At 38.1% G+C, this 16,723-nt stretch carries 14 protein-coding genes; 5 read left to right on the forward strand and 9 right to left on the reverse strand.

Translation table 11 applies throughout. The annotated features are described in order from the left end of the window. Positions 1–47 precede the first annotated feature (47 nt). Positions 48–926 (forward strand): DMT family transporter, encoded by an 879-nt coding sequence (locus TEPIRE1_RS12730; protein WP_015295970.1) that lies wholly within the window; start codon positions 48–50, stop codon positions 924–926. Between the two features lie 103 nt (positions 927–1,029). Here TEPIRE1_RS12730 and TEPIRE1_RS12735 read toward each other — a convergent pair whose 3' ends face one another. The 6 genes from TEPIRE1_RS12735 to TEPIRE1_RS12760 all read right to left on the reverse strand — a co-directional run bounded on the left by TEPIRE1_RS12735 (position 1,030) and on the right by TEPIRE1_RS12760 (position 10,441). Further along, positions 1,030–2,394, reverse strand: coding sequence for an FAD-dependent oxidoreductase (locus tag TEPIRE1_RS12735; protein ID WP_013779562.1), 1,365 nt, complete (start codon positions 2,392–2,394; stop codon positions 1,030–1,032). A gap of 181 nt (positions 2,395–2,575) precedes the next feature. Further along, positions 2,576–3,490 carry a dihydrodipicolinate synthase family protein gene (locus TEPIRE1_RS12740; protein ID WP_013779563.1) on the reverse strand — a complete coding sequence of 305 codons (915 nt, stop codon included), beginning with the start codon at positions 3,488–3,490 and terminating at the stop codon, positions 2,576–2,578. A gap of 149 nt (positions 3,491–3,639) precedes the next feature. Continuing rightward, positions 3,640–5,241 (reverse strand): methyl-accepting chemotaxis protein, encoded by a 1,602-nt coding sequence (locus TEPIRE1_RS12745; protein ID WP_013779564.1) that lies wholly within the window; start codon positions 5,239–5,241, stop codon positions 3,640–3,642. Positions 5,242–5,544: 303 nt separating this feature from the next. Continuing rightward, a complete protein-coding gene (locus tag TEPIRE1_RS12750) occupies positions 5,545–6,738 on the reverse strand; it encodes a dicarboxylate/amino acid:cation symporter (protein ID WP_013779565.1) in 1,194 nt (397 codons plus the stop codon). 117 nt (positions 6,739–6,855) lie between these two features. Then, positions 6,856–8,130 carry an L-cysteine desulfidase family protein gene (locus TEPIRE1_RS12755; RefSeq protein WP_013779566.1) on the reverse strand — a complete coding sequence of 425 codons (1,275 nt, stop codon included), beginning with the start codon at positions 8,128–8,130 and terminating at the stop codon, positions 6,856–6,858. 535 nt (positions 8,131–8,665) lie between these two features. Beyond that, on the reverse strand, positions 8,666–10,441 hold the full coding sequence (locus TEPIRE1_RS12760; RefSeq protein ID WP_013779567.1) for a sigma-54 interaction domain-containing protein: 1,776 nt from the start codon (positions 10,439–10,441) through the stop codon (positions 8,666–8,668). Between the two features lie 977 nt (positions 10,442–11,418). Here TEPIRE1_RS12760 and TEPIRE1_RS12765 point away from each other — a divergent pair. The 3 genes from TEPIRE1_RS12765 (at position 11,419) to TEPIRE1_RS12775 (ending at position 13,818) form a co-directional block, all read left to right on the forward strand. Continuing rightward, positions 11,419–12,150, forward strand: a complete 732-nt coding sequence (locus tag TEPIRE1_RS12765) for an SIR2 family NAD-dependent protein deacylase (RefSeq protein ID WP_013779569.1) — start codon at positions 11,419–11,421, stop codon at positions 12,148–12,150. Positions 12,151–12,316: 166 nt separating this feature from the next. Then, the gene (locus TEPIRE1_RS12770) at positions 12,317–13,147 is read left to right on the forward strand and encodes a DegV family protein (protein ID WP_013779570.1); all 831 of its coding nucleotides are present in this window, start codon (positions 12,317–12,319) and stop codon (positions 13,145–13,147) included. Positions 13,148–13,164: 17 nt separating this feature from the next. Further along, a complete protein-coding gene (locus TEPIRE1_RS12775) occupies positions 13,165–13,818 on the forward strand; it encodes an endonuclease III domain-containing protein (protein WP_013779571.1) in 654 nt (217 codons plus the stop codon). A 160-nt stretch (positions 13,819–13,978) separates the two neighbouring features. Here the strand turns inward: TEPIRE1_RS12775 and TEPIRE1_RS12780 are convergent, their stop codons facing one another. Beyond that, positions 13,979–14,482 (reverse strand): flavin reductase family protein, encoded by a 504-nt coding sequence (locus tag TEPIRE1_RS12780; RefSeq protein ID WP_013779572.1) that lies wholly within the window; start codon positions 14,480–14,482, stop codon positions 13,979–13,981. A gap of 264 nt (positions 14,483–14,746) precedes the next feature. On the opposite strand from TEPIRE1_RS12780, the gene speE reads away from it, so the two are divergent. Next, entirely contained in the window at positions 14,747–15,610 is an 864-nt protein-coding gene (gene speE / locus TEPIRE1_RS12785) for a polyamine aminopropyltransferase (RefSeq protein WP_013779573.1), read from the forward strand. Positions 15,611–15,670: 60 nt separating this feature from the next. Here the strand turns inward: speE and TEPIRE1_RS12790 are convergent, their stop codons facing one another. Continuing rightward, entirely contained in the window at positions 15,671–16,000 is a 330-nt protein-coding gene (locus TEPIRE1_RS12790; RefSeq protein ID WP_013779574.1) for a P-II family nitrogen regulator, read from the reverse strand. Positions 16,001–16,014: 14 nt separating this feature from the next. Continuing rightward, positions 16,015–16,716, reverse strand: coding sequence for a DUF1538 domain-containing protein (locus TEPIRE1_RS12795; protein WP_013779575.1), 702 nt, complete (start codon positions 16,714–16,716; stop codon positions 16,015–16,017). Positions 16,717–16,723 lie beyond the last annotated feature (7 nt).

Consider the following 16,723-nt stretch of genomic DNA (forward strand, 5'->3'; position numbering starts at 1 on the left):
TAAAGCTATAAACTTTGCGAAACCTTTCATTTTCTTTAGGGAGGATAATGCAATTGGGATTTTTGATGATTTTAATAACCTCTGTCCTATGGAGTTTTTCAGGTGTATTGATAAAAGCAGTTGACAATAATGTCAATGCATATGTCCTTTCATTTTCCACTTACGTCTTTGCGGTATTGTTTTTGGGGGCATATCAGCTTATAAAAAATAAGAACTTGAAGGTTAATTTTGAAGATCCATGGATTTGGATTGCAGCTATTGGAAAAACAGCCGGTTATGTGTTTATGAATTTGGCTACGTATTTGGGATATGCCTATGGAGTTATTTTAATAAGTCCGATTCAAACAATTATCATGCTTTTAATTAGCAAATTTTATTTTAAAGAAAGAATTTCTACCAAAAGCTGGGGAGCAGCTGTGTTGTGTATGCTGGGCATATTCATAATCGGTTGGAATGGTGCGCCTTTAAAAGATATATTGGATATAGGTTCAATCATGTTACTTTTATTGTATTTTCTATCTGGTGTAGGAGAAAGCATTCACGTGATCAGTGAAAAGGTTTTGATAGAAAGAATGGATTCTATAAGTATTAATTATTCTATATTTATGATCTGCATGTTACTAACATGTCCCTTTCCATATATATTTGGTATTGACACAAAACTACTAGATTTTAGGACAATAGTAGCTATGTTTTTCCTAGGAACTATTATCACTGGCTTAGGCTTTTATCTTTACACAGAAGCCATGAAAAAAATATCTTTTATATTGGCAGTGATTGAAATCAAGATGTCATCTTTATTTACGTTATTATGGGCGTGGCTTTTTTTAAAAGAACCTGTTACAGTCTATATTGTGTTAGGTGCTGTGTTATTTATTGTAGGAATTATTTTGTTAAACTTATTCCATGAAGAAAAAGCCAAATGACTTTTATTTGCAAAATCTATTGCATTCAACATAATTAGTTTTCTATGTAGCCGTCTTCATAAGATGGTCTGATATTAAAGAATATAAGATTAGTTTTTAACTTTTATGCCTTTTCTAACTCCTTTATCCCTGCTGATGCGGCAATAAGGACGGGATCGTAAACGGGTGATACAGGGGGTGCATAGGCAAGGTCTAGTTCATTTAGCTGGTAAGCCGTCATACCGGCAGTGATAGCAGTGGCAAAGACATCAATTCTTTTTCCAATGCCCTCACTTCCCGTCATCTGAGCTCCAATAATTTTTGCTGTGTTTTTGTCTAATACGATTTTTGTGTGAATGTATTTTGAGCCGGGGTAATATGATGCCTTGTCTGTGTGAACTATCTTAGCTGAAACTGCAGCAATCCCGGCATCTTTCGCCGACATTTCATTAAGGCCGGTAGATGCTACATAGGTATCAAAAATCTTAGTTACCTGCGTTCCAAGAATACCGGGAAAGGCAGCACTGCCGCCTACTACATTTTCACCTGCAATTTTACCTTGTTTGTTGGCCGTAGTGCCCAGAGGGAGATAAGCAGGTTTTCTTGTCACCAAATTGTATGTCTCTGTGCAATCTCCTGCAGCCCAAACATACGGAGCACTTGTCCGCATGTATTTATCCACTGCTATGCCATCCAGAGGACCAATGCTTATATTTGCATTTCTAGCAAGCGCCGTGCTAGGTTTGACCCCAACCGAAGCAATGACCATATCTGACTCAAAAGTTCTTCCGTCCTCAGTCAATATTTTTATAACATTTTCGTCAGAAGCCTGAAACTCCACAACTTTTGTATTTTTATATAGCTTGACCGAATTCTTCTGTAACTCATCTTCTACCAGTATAGCAAATTCCTCATCTATTTGCGGGAGTATGGCAGGTAGCATCTCAAATACAGTCACTTCTATTCCCCAGTTTCTTAATGCTTCAGATACTTCAAGCCCTATAAAACCTGCTCCAAGAATAGCAGCTCGTTTCACCCTGCCGGAAGACAAAAGCTCCTTAATCCTCAGCCCATCTTCTACATTTCTTAATGTAAAAATGTTTTTATGCTCAACGCCCAATATTTTAGGAACTACGGGGATTGCACCGGTGGCAATCACAAGTTGAGTGTAAGGCTGCTTAAATATGTCACCGCTTTTAAGATCTTTTACTTTTACATATTTTTCTTGAGTATTAATATCCGTAACATCGTGCAATGTATAGACATCAATATTTCTTTCTTTTTTCATATATTCAGGAGTATATGTGATTAGTTTATTAACATCCTTTATAACATCACCTATATAATACGGCAGTCCGCAAGAACCATAAGTTATATGCCCTGTGCGTTCAAATACCGTTATGGAGAGTGATGGATCGCCTCTACGCGCCCTAGCAGCTGCACTCATGCCTGCTGCAGTGCCTCCGATTACAACTAAATGTTTATCCATTAGAAAACTTACCTCCCTAGCCGAATATCGATCTTAATTCTATAACAGACTCATATCCCTGCAAATTACCTAGACAAATTCGCTTTTGCCAGTAGACTTTTATTCGCCCTGATGGAAAAATAGTCAAGAAAAATATGTTGAGATTTTAGGTCAACATTGACTTTTTAAAGTAATGACAAGTTTATCTTTGACCATATTTTTCAATAATGCCCATTTCGTCCATCAATCTCTTTAACTCATCAAGCTTTTCCCCTCTTAACTCCGGGTAAGGCCTGCGCAGCTTTCCGGCAGGTAGACCGAGAATATTCAAGGCAGCCTTTATTACAATTGGATTTGAAAACCAATACAATGCTTCCAGCAGAGGATAATACTTAAAATACAGCCTGCGGCTTTCCTCAACTTTATCTATGCTGTCCCATGGTCTTGCAATGATAGCCATCTCTTCAGGAATTATATTCCCGCCTATATTTGCAGCTCCATGGCCTCCTATGGCAAGCGTTGGCAATAAAATGGAGTACTGTGGAAAATCACAGCACAGTATATGCACCCTGTCCCCTACCCGTCGTTTAACCTCTACCAGATGCTGAACGCTTCCCATGGCCTCTTTGTCTGCCACAAAATTAGGGCACTCATCAGCCAAACGTCCAATGGTATCAGGCTTAATAAAAACCCCTACTCGGCTTGGATTGTTATAGATGGCAACAGGTATCGATACCGATTTAGTGCAGGCTAATAAGTGTTCCGCTAGGGCTGTCTGGGGCGGCAGCAAATAAGGCGGTGCGGTATATACCAAGCCATCGGCCCCTTCACTTTCAGCATACTGGCTGAATTTTATGGTTTCCTCCGTTGTAGGAAATGTAGCTCCAAAGAATACCGGTATCTTCCCTTTTGCGTATTTCGATACACGCCTTACAATTTCTTTTCGCTCATCTTCTGACAGCAAAGTAACTTCCCCTGCAGATCCCATCACAAGTAATGTTGATGTACCATGTGCTGCTTGATGGTCAATAAGAATCTCAAAACCTTTCCAGTCAATTGTTCCTGATTCGTTAAAGGGTGTAGGTATGGCCACCCAAGAGCCAATAGGTTTGTACATATTCTACCCTCCTGAAAATATTTGTATAATTCAGATATTGTTTGGATCAAAATATACTTTTTATGTTTATAAAGTTCATTTAATTATATATTTTTTATTAGTATGAATAAATGTTCTAAAAAATAATTAATTTTTCTCGCTATCAAACTCTAATTCTGGTTAAGGTTTATATCCGCCAAAACAGCACCTACTGTGGCATTGTTCTTAAATATCGGCACAGCTATTGTTATATTATAATTGTTAGTGAATGTAGAAACATATACTTCACTTATAAACGTTTCTCCTGAAATTGCCTTCAAAAAGTACGGTCTGGCACTTACATCCCGGTGTTCTTCCGGCACATCTTCTGAAGTAACCTCTTGATAGCCATCCTTGTTAATAAATGAAATTAGCTCAATAAAATCAACTGAATTCTGTTTACTTATAAGATATTTGCGCAATTCTTCTCCTTTTAAATTTAATATTTCATGAGAGGTTGATATTTCTTCAACTAACTGTTTTGCCTTATCTACCTTTTCTTTAATTTCAGGAGTAATCTTAAACCCTTTAGTAAAATCACTTATTATACTGTTACTATATTCTATGGCATTATTAAGATATACAATAGAGTCATATATCATTTCAATTATGGATTGCTGCTCTTGTGTCGATGCGGTTATCTCCTGCGATGTAGCCGCATTATGCTGTGTGATTTGATTTATCACATCAATTGCACAAGTTATATCTTCTATTTTTGCTCTTTGATCTTCTGTGAGTTTTACTATGGCATTTGTTGCTTTTATATTATCATCCATCGCCTTGCTTATCCCATCAGATTTTTCCAATGCCTTTTGTGCATATACCGCATTTTTGCTGATTACATCCGCCTGACCTTTTATATCAACTGCTAAACCCTTTATCTCACTTATTATACTGTTAACTAATTCTTTAATCTTTTTTGCCGAATCAGAAGAATTATCAGCTAACTTGCTTACTTCTTCCGCTACTACCGCAAAGCCTTTTCCTGCTTCTCCGGCTCTTGCGGCTTCGATAGAAGCATTTAATGCCAAAAGATGTGTTTGCGAGGCAATCTCCTCTACTGCCTCAGTTATAGCACTTATCTGCCTCACCGATTTGTCCAAGATTTCCATATCCTCTAAAACCTTATCATTATAATTTTTGATACCTTCCAGCTCTTTAAAGGTTTCACGAAAGGTTTCGAAGCTTTCCTTTACTATGTTTTTTGAGTCTTTGGCAACATCAACAGAGAGCCTGGCATTTTGGCATATTTCATCGACTTCTTTAGAAAATACTTCTATATTCTCCTTCACTTCAGACGTAGATGCAGCTTGATTCGTCACTGCTTCGGCTATACTTTGCACGGTTAACGCTATTTCCCTTGATGTATCCTTGATACTTTCCGCTTGCTTTTTAATTGAGTTAGATTGATTTATTGCTTTTTCTGAAAAGTTTTGGTACTGGCAAATCAATTTGCGAATTTTAACCAGATAGCTGTTTATCGTTTGTCCTATTTGGTCAATTATTTTAATCTTTGATCGCTTAATATTGATATTGAGCTGTCCGTTGACAATCTCATTTAGATTACCCTGTAAACAACTGAAAGATTTAACAATGGTCCAAATCGTTAAAAGAGAAAATAAAATATTAGACATAATAATAATACATAAAACTATAATATTGCTCCTTAAAATTATGGCTAATATGCCCAATAAAACAGTAATTCCTATATACCCATAAAAGAGTTTGTTCACCTTAAACTCTTCCTCCTTTTATTCTTACAGTTTCGCGAAATTGTCTAAGCTATAAGGACAAAGTCTTATATAACCAATCAATTTTAATAAACTTCTAACTTATTTTTCCAATTACTCTCGCTGCACAATTATTTAAGCTCTGTTTTGTCAAGTAATAAATGTTCAAAAGCCTGTATCAAAATATGAGATACAGGCTTTTTAATTTGTTAACAAATATAAGGCTTAGTTTTCTGTTAAATATGTTGCCACAAAAGAATCATATATTATTTATATTTAAAATGCTGCGTTAAAAGTTTTATCTTGTCAGACGCTATCTGCCGATCCATCATCCTTCATAAATTTTTTTGCAATTCCTGTTACCATAAGAGCTATTGCACTATCCCCTGTGACATTACACGCTGTTCCAAAGCTGTCCTGAAGTGCGAAGATAGAAAGCACCATGGCAACTCCTGCCTGATCAAAACCAAGCACACTTGTAATAAGGCCCAAGGATGCCATAACCGTTCCGCCCGGTACTCCCGGTGCAGCAACACCAAAAAGTCCTAAAAGAAAGATAAATGTTATCATCTGCGTAAGCGGCGGCATCGTGCCATAGAGGATTTTAGAAACAGCCATTACAAAAAATGTTTCCGTAAGTACAGAACCGCAAAGGTGAACAGTATTGCAAAGCGGTATTACAAAATCTTGAATATGCCTCGGTATTTCATTATTTTTATGGATACACTCTAAAGCTATCGGCAGTGTTGCAGCACTTGACATGGTACCTACCGCTGTCATATATGCGGGGCCATAGTGTTTTACAACATTTAAAGGATTTTTGCCGGATATAACCCCGCCCAGTGTATACAGTACTGTAAGCCATATTAAGTGGCCCAGTATAACAAGGACTATTATTTGCAGAAAAACAGGAAGCTGTCTTGTTATACTGCCTTCATAGGAAAGTCCTGCAAAAGTTGAAGCTATAAAAACAGGCAGTATAGGAATCACGATATTTTGAACGATATATAAGACCATTTTTTGAAATTCTTGCAATAATTTCTTTACAGTCTCAGCTTTAGTATTTGCAGCTGCAATGCCTACCATTGAAGCTAATGCCAACGCACTCATTACACTGAATACTTGAGGTATGTTAAGTTCTATTATGGGGTTTGGAATTTCTCTTAAATTGCCTAAGTTTGAAGCAATCGATAAATGCGGTATTATAGCGTATCCTGAAATCATTGCAAATGCTGCAGCTCCTACCGATGATAGATATGCCAATAAAATAGTAACAGTCATAAATCGGCTGGCATTAGATTTAAGTTCAGCTATTGCAGGTGCTATGAATCCCAGGATAACCAAAGGAATTGTAAAGAAGATTATCTGACCTAGGAAATACTTAATCGTCTCTATGACTACCATAACATTTTCCGGAACTATAAGACCGAGAATAATACCGATAACAATACTTACCAGCAGTTTGACTATTAAACTGCTGCCCCCTTTGTTTTTTGACATTAAAAACACCTCCTAATTATAATTTGTACATATAATATGGTATTTAACAAGATCATCCATACCTTCAAAATGTGGTTATGGATGAAAATTATCGTTACACCATCAATAATACCATAATTATTGGCATTTCCCCAACATCACCTCCAAAATTGTTTTATCGGTATTTATCATACCGTCAGTTGACACCTTGCCGAGGTTGTATATGGTTTTTTCGGCTGTTTCGTCTACGATTCCGTCAGCGGAGGATATTACGATGTCGTTTAATGCCATCAAGGCCGACTCCAATGCAGCATCTACAGAGATGGAAAGTTTAAAAGCACAGCCGGGTTTGCCGCCGTCGCAAATGATTCCCGCCATAGTGCCTATCATGTTTTTGATAGCACCTTCAACTTGTTCGAGACTGCCTCCCAATATATATGCAATACCTGCACTAGCGCCCACACCTGCAGCAACCCCGCACCCGCAGACAGGGGAAAGAGTGCCTGTGTAACTTTTTACATAGATGGTAACCAAGAGACTTAGGGTGACCGCTCTGATTATATTTTCGTCATCCATTTGCTTTTTCTCTCCCACAGCAACTACGGGCAGTATGGCGGTAAGACCATGGTTACCGCTGCCTGCACAGCTCATAACAGGAAGAGGATAGCCCGACATACGCGCATAGCTTGCAGTTGAGGTAAGAAATTTGGCATATTCTTTATAATTCATATCTTCGATGCAAACCCCACCGCTTAAGGCTCTACCGTATTTGCTGCTTATACCTGCTTCGGCCATCTTTTTATTCATTTTGATTCCTTTAGCAACTAAGCCCAAATCGTTCGTATCTATTTGTTCTACAAATTCCTTAAAATCCCTTATACTCATTTTTTTAATATTCTCTTTTAATGAAACCTTATCTGTGCCTACCGATTCTTGTTTAAATATAATTTTGCCGTTTTTTTCTACCAAAACTATATTATCATGTTTATCTTTTATAACGACTTTGCTTTTTTCTTGATTGCAAAATGCACTAACCTCTACATATAATCCGACTATTTTTTCGGCAATGGCAACATGAATAATATTGCTATCTATAATTTCATGAGCCTTTAGTATATCTTCTTCAGTTATATCCTTCAATACTTCCAAGCTATACTCCGACTTGCCTGCCACAAGCGCCAGCGCCGAAGCCATATAAAGGCCCTTTTCTTTGGTTCCGGGTATTCCAACGGCAAGGGCGTTTTTGAATATATTCCTATCTACCTTAATTTCTACCTTTTCTGGTAAGCTGCCAAGGGTTTCCTTGGCCTTGGCTACGGCTAAAGCTACTGCTATGGGCTCTGTACAGCCCAGTGCAGGAGTTACCTGGTCTTTTAGTATGTCAAGTAAGAGTGCATTTATCACTATCGCCATATTACCCCTCCTTGTGCAATATAATCGGTTTCTCTAGACATAATAAGAAATCATTGAAGTTCTTTGGCAATTACATTTCTATGGATATATTCATGCAATTTGCGTGCCATAAATAAAATTAAATACTTTATGCAGTAAAAATCAGGCATACATAAGTATCCACAAGGAGGATGCGGCAATAAAGAATTTCAGATAATATTAAAAAATTAATTTATTATTATCAAAAATGCGAAAGGGCAAACGCATAAAGTGTTTCTAACCTCTTTAATACGTTATTTCTCAAATTTGATAGTATAATTATTATTTATGAGAATTCAAGACAGGTTATTTGTATTTTTCAGTAATTTTATTTCTGGCTTATTAAAAATCTATCTTAGACATTAAAATATTTATTACAGTTTCTAATTTACAATGGCACAAAAAGAAGGTTTCTACAGTAAAATCAACTTTGATTCCAGTGTAAAAACTCTTCTGATATGAAGATTACGGCAAACAATCCAGTTTAAGCTGGATCGTTATTGTTCTTAAATTACACCTATTGATTTGTCAAATCTAATTCTCTTAACTTGCGGTATAATGTAGCTGTACTTATGTTGAGTTTTTTGGCTATTTTTTGTTTGGCTTCGGTGGTTTCTCCATAATGGCGCATCAAATCCTCGATTATTTGTTTTTCATATCTTGCCACCATTTCTTTAAGTCCTCCCGTTTCTGCTGTATCAGGAGTATTTCCCACACCGATTTTTTTTAGAATTGTTTTGCCCTCAAGAAACTCGCTCTTTTCAAAAATGATGCCATATTCTATGAGGTTCTCCAGTTCCCGGACGTTTCCGGGATAAGTATAATTCAATAAAATCTTTTTTGCCTCTTTTGAAATGCCTTTAAGATTCTTATGATAAATCTTCGTATATCGCCGAAAAAAGGCCTTAGCTAGTTCCAAAATATCCTCAGGATGCTCTCTAAGTGGCGGAATTTTAATTGGAACTACATTTAATCGATAGAATAAATCTTCTCGAAATTCACCTCTCTGCACCATCGCCTGAAGGTCTTTATTAGTGGCGGCTATTATCCTCACATCTACTTTAATGGGCAAAACTCCTCCCACCCTATATATTTCTTTCTCTTGGAGCACCCTTAGAATTTTAACCTGCATATGAAGCGGCAAATCGCCTATTTCATCTAAAAAAATCGTCCCGCCGTTTGCGCTTTCAAATTTACCTACTTTCCCTTTTGGATTTGCACCGGTAAATGTGCCTTTCTCATAGCCAAACAGTTCGCTTTCTATCAGGCTGTCGGGGATAGCGCCGCAGTTAATAGGCAAAAATATTTCATGCCTTCTCAAGCTTTCATGATGTATAGCCCTTGCAAAAAGTTCCTTCCCTGTGCCGCTTTCGCCGAGAAGTAATACCGTTATATCTTGGCTTGCTATTTGCCTTGCCTGCTCCTTTACCATGGTAAATGCGGGACTGCTGCCTAAGATTTTATCAAATGTAAAGGTCTCGGGGTTTTCACTGATTTTGAAAATCGAGCGGCGTAATTTGTTAAAATCTTTTAAGCTAGCCACTACTCCCGCTGCCTTATGCTTAAAAATAATCGGCTTTGCCGAAAGCAGAAACCGATGGCTTTTGCCGTTTACATTTATTATTTCCTCTTGATCTTTTATTTCATTGTTTGTCTTCAAAATCTTCGTTATGCCATTACCTGGAAGGATTTCGTCTATGTCTTCCCCTACAACATCTTCAGCGTTTATATCGAACATCCGGCATGTCCAATTATTTATGCACAAAATTTTCCTGTCATCGCCGATTGCAATAATTCCCTCATCTACTGAATCGATAATTGTTTTAAGTTCAATAGACTTATACTGCAGCTCCTGATGTAAAATTTTTTCCTTAATACTTGAGGCTATGAGTTTGCTCATACGGCTTACAAAGTTCATATAGTTAAGCCGGTTTTTTATGAAGGCCTCTTTTTGTTCAGGGCTAAAGGCTATCATGCCAATTACTCCCGCAATACCGCTGTCGCTTTCTATGGGATAACAAACTTCAGCCTCTTCACGGCAGTTTTGCTTGCCGCTGCAGTTTACGCATTCTTCACATGTTCTTGGTTCTGTAATAACATACTGTTTGCCGGTTTTTATGCATTTTTCGAAAACAGAATTTTTTGCTACATATTTGCCTATTTTTTCATAATACTTACCTGTTCCGGCAATTCGTTTCAATGAACCGTCAAGGATAGTTACATCAAGACCTGTAACAGACATTATTGCCTCAGCTATTTCCTGCAGTTCCTTTTCTAGGTTTTCTAAAGGCATTGTAAGACCCCCACTTACTCATTCTTTTTACTAAAAATATGTATTGTTATATGTGGGCAAAAGTCCACATCGCATAACAAGAACAGGCCTGTCCAACAAAGATAATATTGTGTAATAGGCGGGAGACCAATGGTCTCCCCTACAGATACAAACGATTTAACAGCATGTCAGGTTTTTGCGCATATAAACATACGTATTACCGACATATCGGGTTTTCCGTATATAACTTATGAACTGCCAGCTATGTTGGTTTTTTCGTATACAACATGCGTATTGTCAACAGTGTCGGGCTTTCCGTATGCAATATGCGTATTACCAGCATGTCTGGCTTTCCGTATGCAACATATATACTGCCAGCATATCTGGTTTTTGCGCATATAAAATACGTATTGCCCAGTAGGGGCGGTCATCGACCGCCCGCTGTGCCAGACTGTCCCCTTACAATAACTTATGATTCTCAGCCGTGTAGAAGCAGTTACTGACCGCCCGTTGCATGATGGCGCATCATTTTACTTGGGAAACATTTTGCCATAAGCTAATATTCTATAAATTGCTCGAATTCCCTTTTTTAATCTGCCTAAATACAACATTAATTCCACTGTAAAAAGTCAGTTTTACCGTAAAACATCTATATATTGTTTTTGTTATAAAAACGCGGGAGACCGATGGTCTCCCCTACAGATATTGATAATTCTGAGGGTTTCCGTACTGGAATAAAAATTAATTTACTTTTTATTCTGCTGTACAAAGTTGATTTTGACCTAAAAATATCAATATTTTATTCCCTAATTATTGTCAGACACGCTATATGCTACCATAAATTTTAAAAAAGATTTCTACCTTATAATCATTTTTTGCCTTTTTATTCTGTCATAACGGCAGGAGACAGCCAGATTAATATAATAAAGTAGAAAAAGATAGCAAATTTCGCTATAATATAGTAGTGAACTATAGTCATTAGTAAAGAGGTGATTTTAATGATTGACAGGATAGTTCAACTTTTAAAATCCGCTCGATACGCAATGGCTCTAACCGGTGCCGGAATTAGCACTGAAAGTGGTATCCCCGATTATCGCAGCAAGGGCACTGGGCTATGGGAGAAAGTCAATCCGGCCGAAATGGCCAGTATATCGTATATGCTGTCAAATCCGAAGGAATTCTTCGAATTTAATATCACTCAATGGTCTAAATATGCGGATGCCGAACCTAATGTAACACACCGTGTAATAGCTGCCATGGAAAAGGCTGGCTATCTTCGTGGCATCATCACTCAAAACATCGATAATCTTCACTACAAGGCAGGCTCAAAAAACCTTTTTGAGGTTCATGGGCATCTCCGTACAGCCCACTGTATGAATTGTGCCAAAAAATACGAATTTGATGAACTGGTTAATCAATTTTCCAAGGGGATAAATCCCCCTCGATGTACATGTGGTGGCCTTATACGGCCTGATGTGGTGCTTTTTGGCGACCCTATGAGCGGAGATTTTTATAGAGCTCTGGAACAAGTACAAAAATGCGATCTTTTGATAATCGCTGGCAGCAGTTTGCAGGTTTATCCTGTGGCAGAAATTCCGCTCTACTGTGAAAAATTCATCATAATCAATCGGGAACCCACTCCTTTCGATGAACGAGCTGAAGTGGTAATTCATGACACCGCTGGCAAAGTCTTTGAAAGTATTGCGGAAAAATTAGATATCTACTATTAGTAAATTAATACATCTTAAGAAGGTGCATACCTTAAGGCGGAAGACTATGCTTCAGGGTGGAATACTACGACCTCTATCTGTACAAACATTATCTCACAACAATAGTGAGATATAAAAGATATATAGTTGTCAAACTATAACTTTATTATAACGAGGAGGATAAATATTGATACACATTGTTACCGACAGCTCCTGCGACTTGCCAGATGAATTTTTTGCACGCCATAATATCCCTATTGTTCCTTTAACTATCAGGTTTTCAGACGAAGAATATAAGGAAAAAATAGATATTACTCCGGAAGAATTTTACAGTAAAATGACAGCGTCAAGCACGCTGCCTAAGACAGCTCAACCTTCTCCGGCAGCTTTTTTAAAGGTCTTTGAGGAAACGGCTTCACCTGGAGATGAAATTTTATGTATTACTATTTCCTCAAAGCTCAGCGGGACTTTTCAGTCGGCAAACGTGGCAAAAACCATGACATCCATCCCTGTTACGGTTTTTGATTCACTTGCCGCATCGCCGGGACACGCCCTGCAAATTATGAAGGCAGTGGAACTTAGGGACTCTGGACACTGCATGGATGAGATTGTTGATGCTCTTTCAGAGTTTCGCCGAAATATGACCATATTTATATACCTGCAAACCCTTGAGAATATCGTAAAAGGCGGCCGCATAACTCGGTTTCAGGGAACCGTTGCTAATATAATGAATATCAAACTCATATGTGAGGGTATCGAAGGTGAGGTTGTGCCTTTGGAAAAAGTCCGCGGCAACAAAAGGGCTTTGGAGCGCCTTATTTCCTTAATCGGCGAAAGGGGAAAGCAGGATTTTTCAAACACAACCATTTACATTACACATGCCCAAAATCTTCAGGATGCAGAATTTTTGAAGGCCGAACTTATAAATAGGTATAATCCTTTACAAGTCCTGATTTATCCAACAGGCCCCACTGTTGGAGCTTACACAGGCGTGGGCGGCCTTGTTATAACTTTTTAGCAGGGAGGTTAGATTTTTTGCCGAAAGAAACCTTAGTAAAAATATATGACAAATTGCTTGAAGCTTTCGGCCCACAGCACTGGTGGCCTGCCGATGATGATTTTGAAATCATTGTTGGAGCTATTTTAACTCAGAGTGTTTCCTGGAAAAATGTTGAAAAGGCTATTGATAACCTAAAGGCCAAAGGCCTTCTGTCATTAGATGCCATACTTGCAGTAGATAAAGATAAACTTGCCGCTCTTATAAAATCTACTATGTATTATAATCAAAAAGCCCTTAAGCTGAAAAACTTTTGTCGATATATCAAACAAAACTATGGCGGGGATATTTATTCCCTGTTTGAAAAAAGCATTCCCAATATGCGTGCAGAGCTCCTGAGCATTAAAGGTATAGGACCGGAAACTGCCGACTCAATTATCTTATATGCGGCTGCAAAGCCCATCTTCGTAGTTGATGCCTATACGCGAAGAATCTTTTCTCGTCTGGGATTCTTGCCTGATGATGCAAAATATAGCCAAATGCAGGATTTTTTTATGAGTAACCTTCCCTCTGATGTGAATCTTTTCAATGAATATCATGCTTTAATAGTGCGTCTGGGAAAGGACTATTGTAAAAACAAAAAACCTCTTTGTAACGAGTGTCCTGTAAAAAATCATTGTTCAAACATATAAATAAATTTAAGCGTAGAAAGCTCTCCCCTGCAAAGATAATGGTATACAACTTAAAGCAAGGCCTGTTGTTCTAAAATGGCCTTGTTTCAAAGGTGTTGTTTCCCCGACTTTGCTAAACACATGCCCGCATCATTACTTAAAAGATGCGGGCATGTGTTTTTTATTCATTTTTAAGCACTTTGACGACTTCTCCGTAATAAATGGTATGGTAATCGTTGTCTTTATACCACCGGTCTTTTATCTCATCTGAGAGCAGTTCCGGTTCCATGGTGTTTTTGTAAACCATCTTGCAGACAAGATGCAAATCCCCTTCGGCGATGTAGGGTGATTCTATGCCCTCCACATATTCAGGAGTGAGATTATATTCTTTAAACTTATCAATATCCCTTCCACTTTTACTTCCGCACTTGGCTATAATCTCTTTTAGCTTACCTTCCGTCGAAAAACTCACCGTAAAGGAATCGGCATTTTTGATGACATCATGAGTAAATCGAGAAAATCTCACCATAACCGTTAATATAGGCTTGTTCCATACACGGCCTAAGGTGGCCCAGCCTATGGCCATTGTGTTTAACTTGCCGTTGGATTCTACTGTAAGTAAGGCTCCATCCGGCAGCTCATTTATTATTTTTTCAGATACCTGCGCAATATGTAGTTCTTTCACGATAAATCCCCTCCAATTCGCATTGCTTCTTTCTTATACTATTGTGCCACTATTTCAATTATATATCAATTTGCAGGTTTTTTCTACGCCGGTTCTTTTTTCCTGCAAAATAACCTAAAAATATTGTTACTATTCAGAGGCTGAAAACGATTTGTCATCCTGAACGTAGTGAAGGATGTTTGTTGTGATTTTTGATAATTTTAATAATACATGCTATCATTTATAGGAACATTGAAACTCAAAAAATATGAAAGGGGTTTTTCTATGATGCAAATAGAAGAATGTTTGAAGAAAATAGGTGATGATATATGGTTCACCGAAGTTGACCGCAATAATCTTAAAATTGATTACCGCATAAAGGAAATCATATACCAAGGGAACTCCCCAATTCAGCAGATAATGATACTTGATTCTTATGACTTCGGCCCAATGCTGGTACTGGATGATGCTATCCAAACAACCAGCAATGACGGATATATATACAATGAGATGATTGCTCATGTACCCCTAAATATCCATCCAAACCCAAAAAATGTGCTCATAATCGGCGGCGGTGACTGTGGTGCCGCTCGGGAAGTAACCAAGTATCCCAATGTGGAAAGAATTGACATGGTAGAAATAGATGAAATGGTAGTTCAGACCTGCAGGAAGTATTTGCCGAAAGTGTCGGGAAAACTGTCTGACCCAAGAGTGAATTTTATCTTTGAAGATGGCACCGCCTTTGTAAAGGAGCAGCGGGATTATTTGTATGATGTGGTTATCATTGATTCTTCAGATCCTGTCGGACCGGCAGTTAAGCTTTTTGAGCTTGAATTTTACAAAGATATATACAGCAATTTGCGTGAAGATGGATTGATGGTGTGTCAGAGCGAATCTCCCATTTTCTATTCTGAGATGATGGTCAAAATACACAAAAACTTAAACAGTCTTTTTCCCATTGTAAAAACATATATGGCTACGGTCCCGACATATCCGGGTGGATTCTGGACCTTCACCATGGGTTCTAAAAAATACTGGAAACCAAATCCTGAAAAATTCGATAAAGATACTAAATATATAAACAAAGAAATTTTGGAAAGCTGTTTTATCCTCCCAAAATTCATAGAAAAACTATTAGATGATAATTGACTGATTAGTCCATTGCTGCGGCACTGCCTGCCTTTAAGAGGCCGAAACAGTGCCGCATTTTTAGTTAAGTGAAAAGCTTTCACGGTGATGCAGGCCCACCAGATTTGATACGGGAAATGTAAAAATAATGCCCGTTCCGGGCTCTTTAAGCCTGCCCGCTTCCACTATCTCGTCAAATATCTGCTTGCATTTTTCTTTTTCGGTTAAAATTATGATGATCTCCTTTGAGGACTCGATATGCACATTCAAAAATTTCTTTGCTTCACTTTCTCCGGTACCTCTGCCGTATAATATAGTAGCACCTTGTGCGCCTACCTTTTTAGCACGGTTTACCACATAATCGGCTTTGCCCCTTTCCACAATGGCAACAACAGCCATAATTTCAGACATTTTAACCCCTCCTCTTAAATCCTGCTCAATATACCCAGCGCCAGCACTGAAATCACCGCTCCCATAGAGGTTAGCCCTATTATTCCAAAGCCGTTGAGCAATGGATCTGAAGTTTCCAGTATTTTTGAAAGGCCTAAGGCAATGGCCATGTTAAGCGGTATATTAACCGGACCGGTAGTAGCACTGGCTGAGTCTATGGCGATATCGACGAATTCTCTGGGCGCAAAATAGCCTAAAATCATTGCCAAAAGCAGTACGGGAAAAAGAATGGTTTTAGTTGGGATATTATTTAATATCTTTACAATGCCAATACTCATCCCCAGGCCAAATCCTATGCCAACAGCATTTATCAGCACGTTCATCGGTATGGCTCCGGTGGAAATCTCCTCGACTTCCAAGGCAAGTGACTTGAGGCCAGGCTCGACCATTGTTGCAAAAAACCCTACCACAAAGGCAAATATTGCTATTAAGTATTTATTATTCAATACTACAAGATCTCTTCCTACGGAATCCCCTAAAGGAATCAGGCTAAGGGATATTCCCTTTAAAAACAAATGAAGGCCTATAATACTGAGCAGTGTCCCTAATGCCAATGTCTTTATTTCTTCAATAGGTTTCCGCAAAACAATTAACCGAAAAATGCATAAAAATATTACTATCGGCAAAACATTTTTTGCTGTTTCCCAAAAAGCCTTTAATACATCAAAAAAACTCATCCATATA

The organism is Tepidanaerobacter acetatoxydans Re1 (assembly GCF_000328765.2).
Lineage (GTDB): Bacteria > Bacillota > Thermosediminibacteria > Thermosediminibacterales > Tepidanaerobacteraceae > Tepidanaerobacter > Tepidanaerobacter acetatoxydans.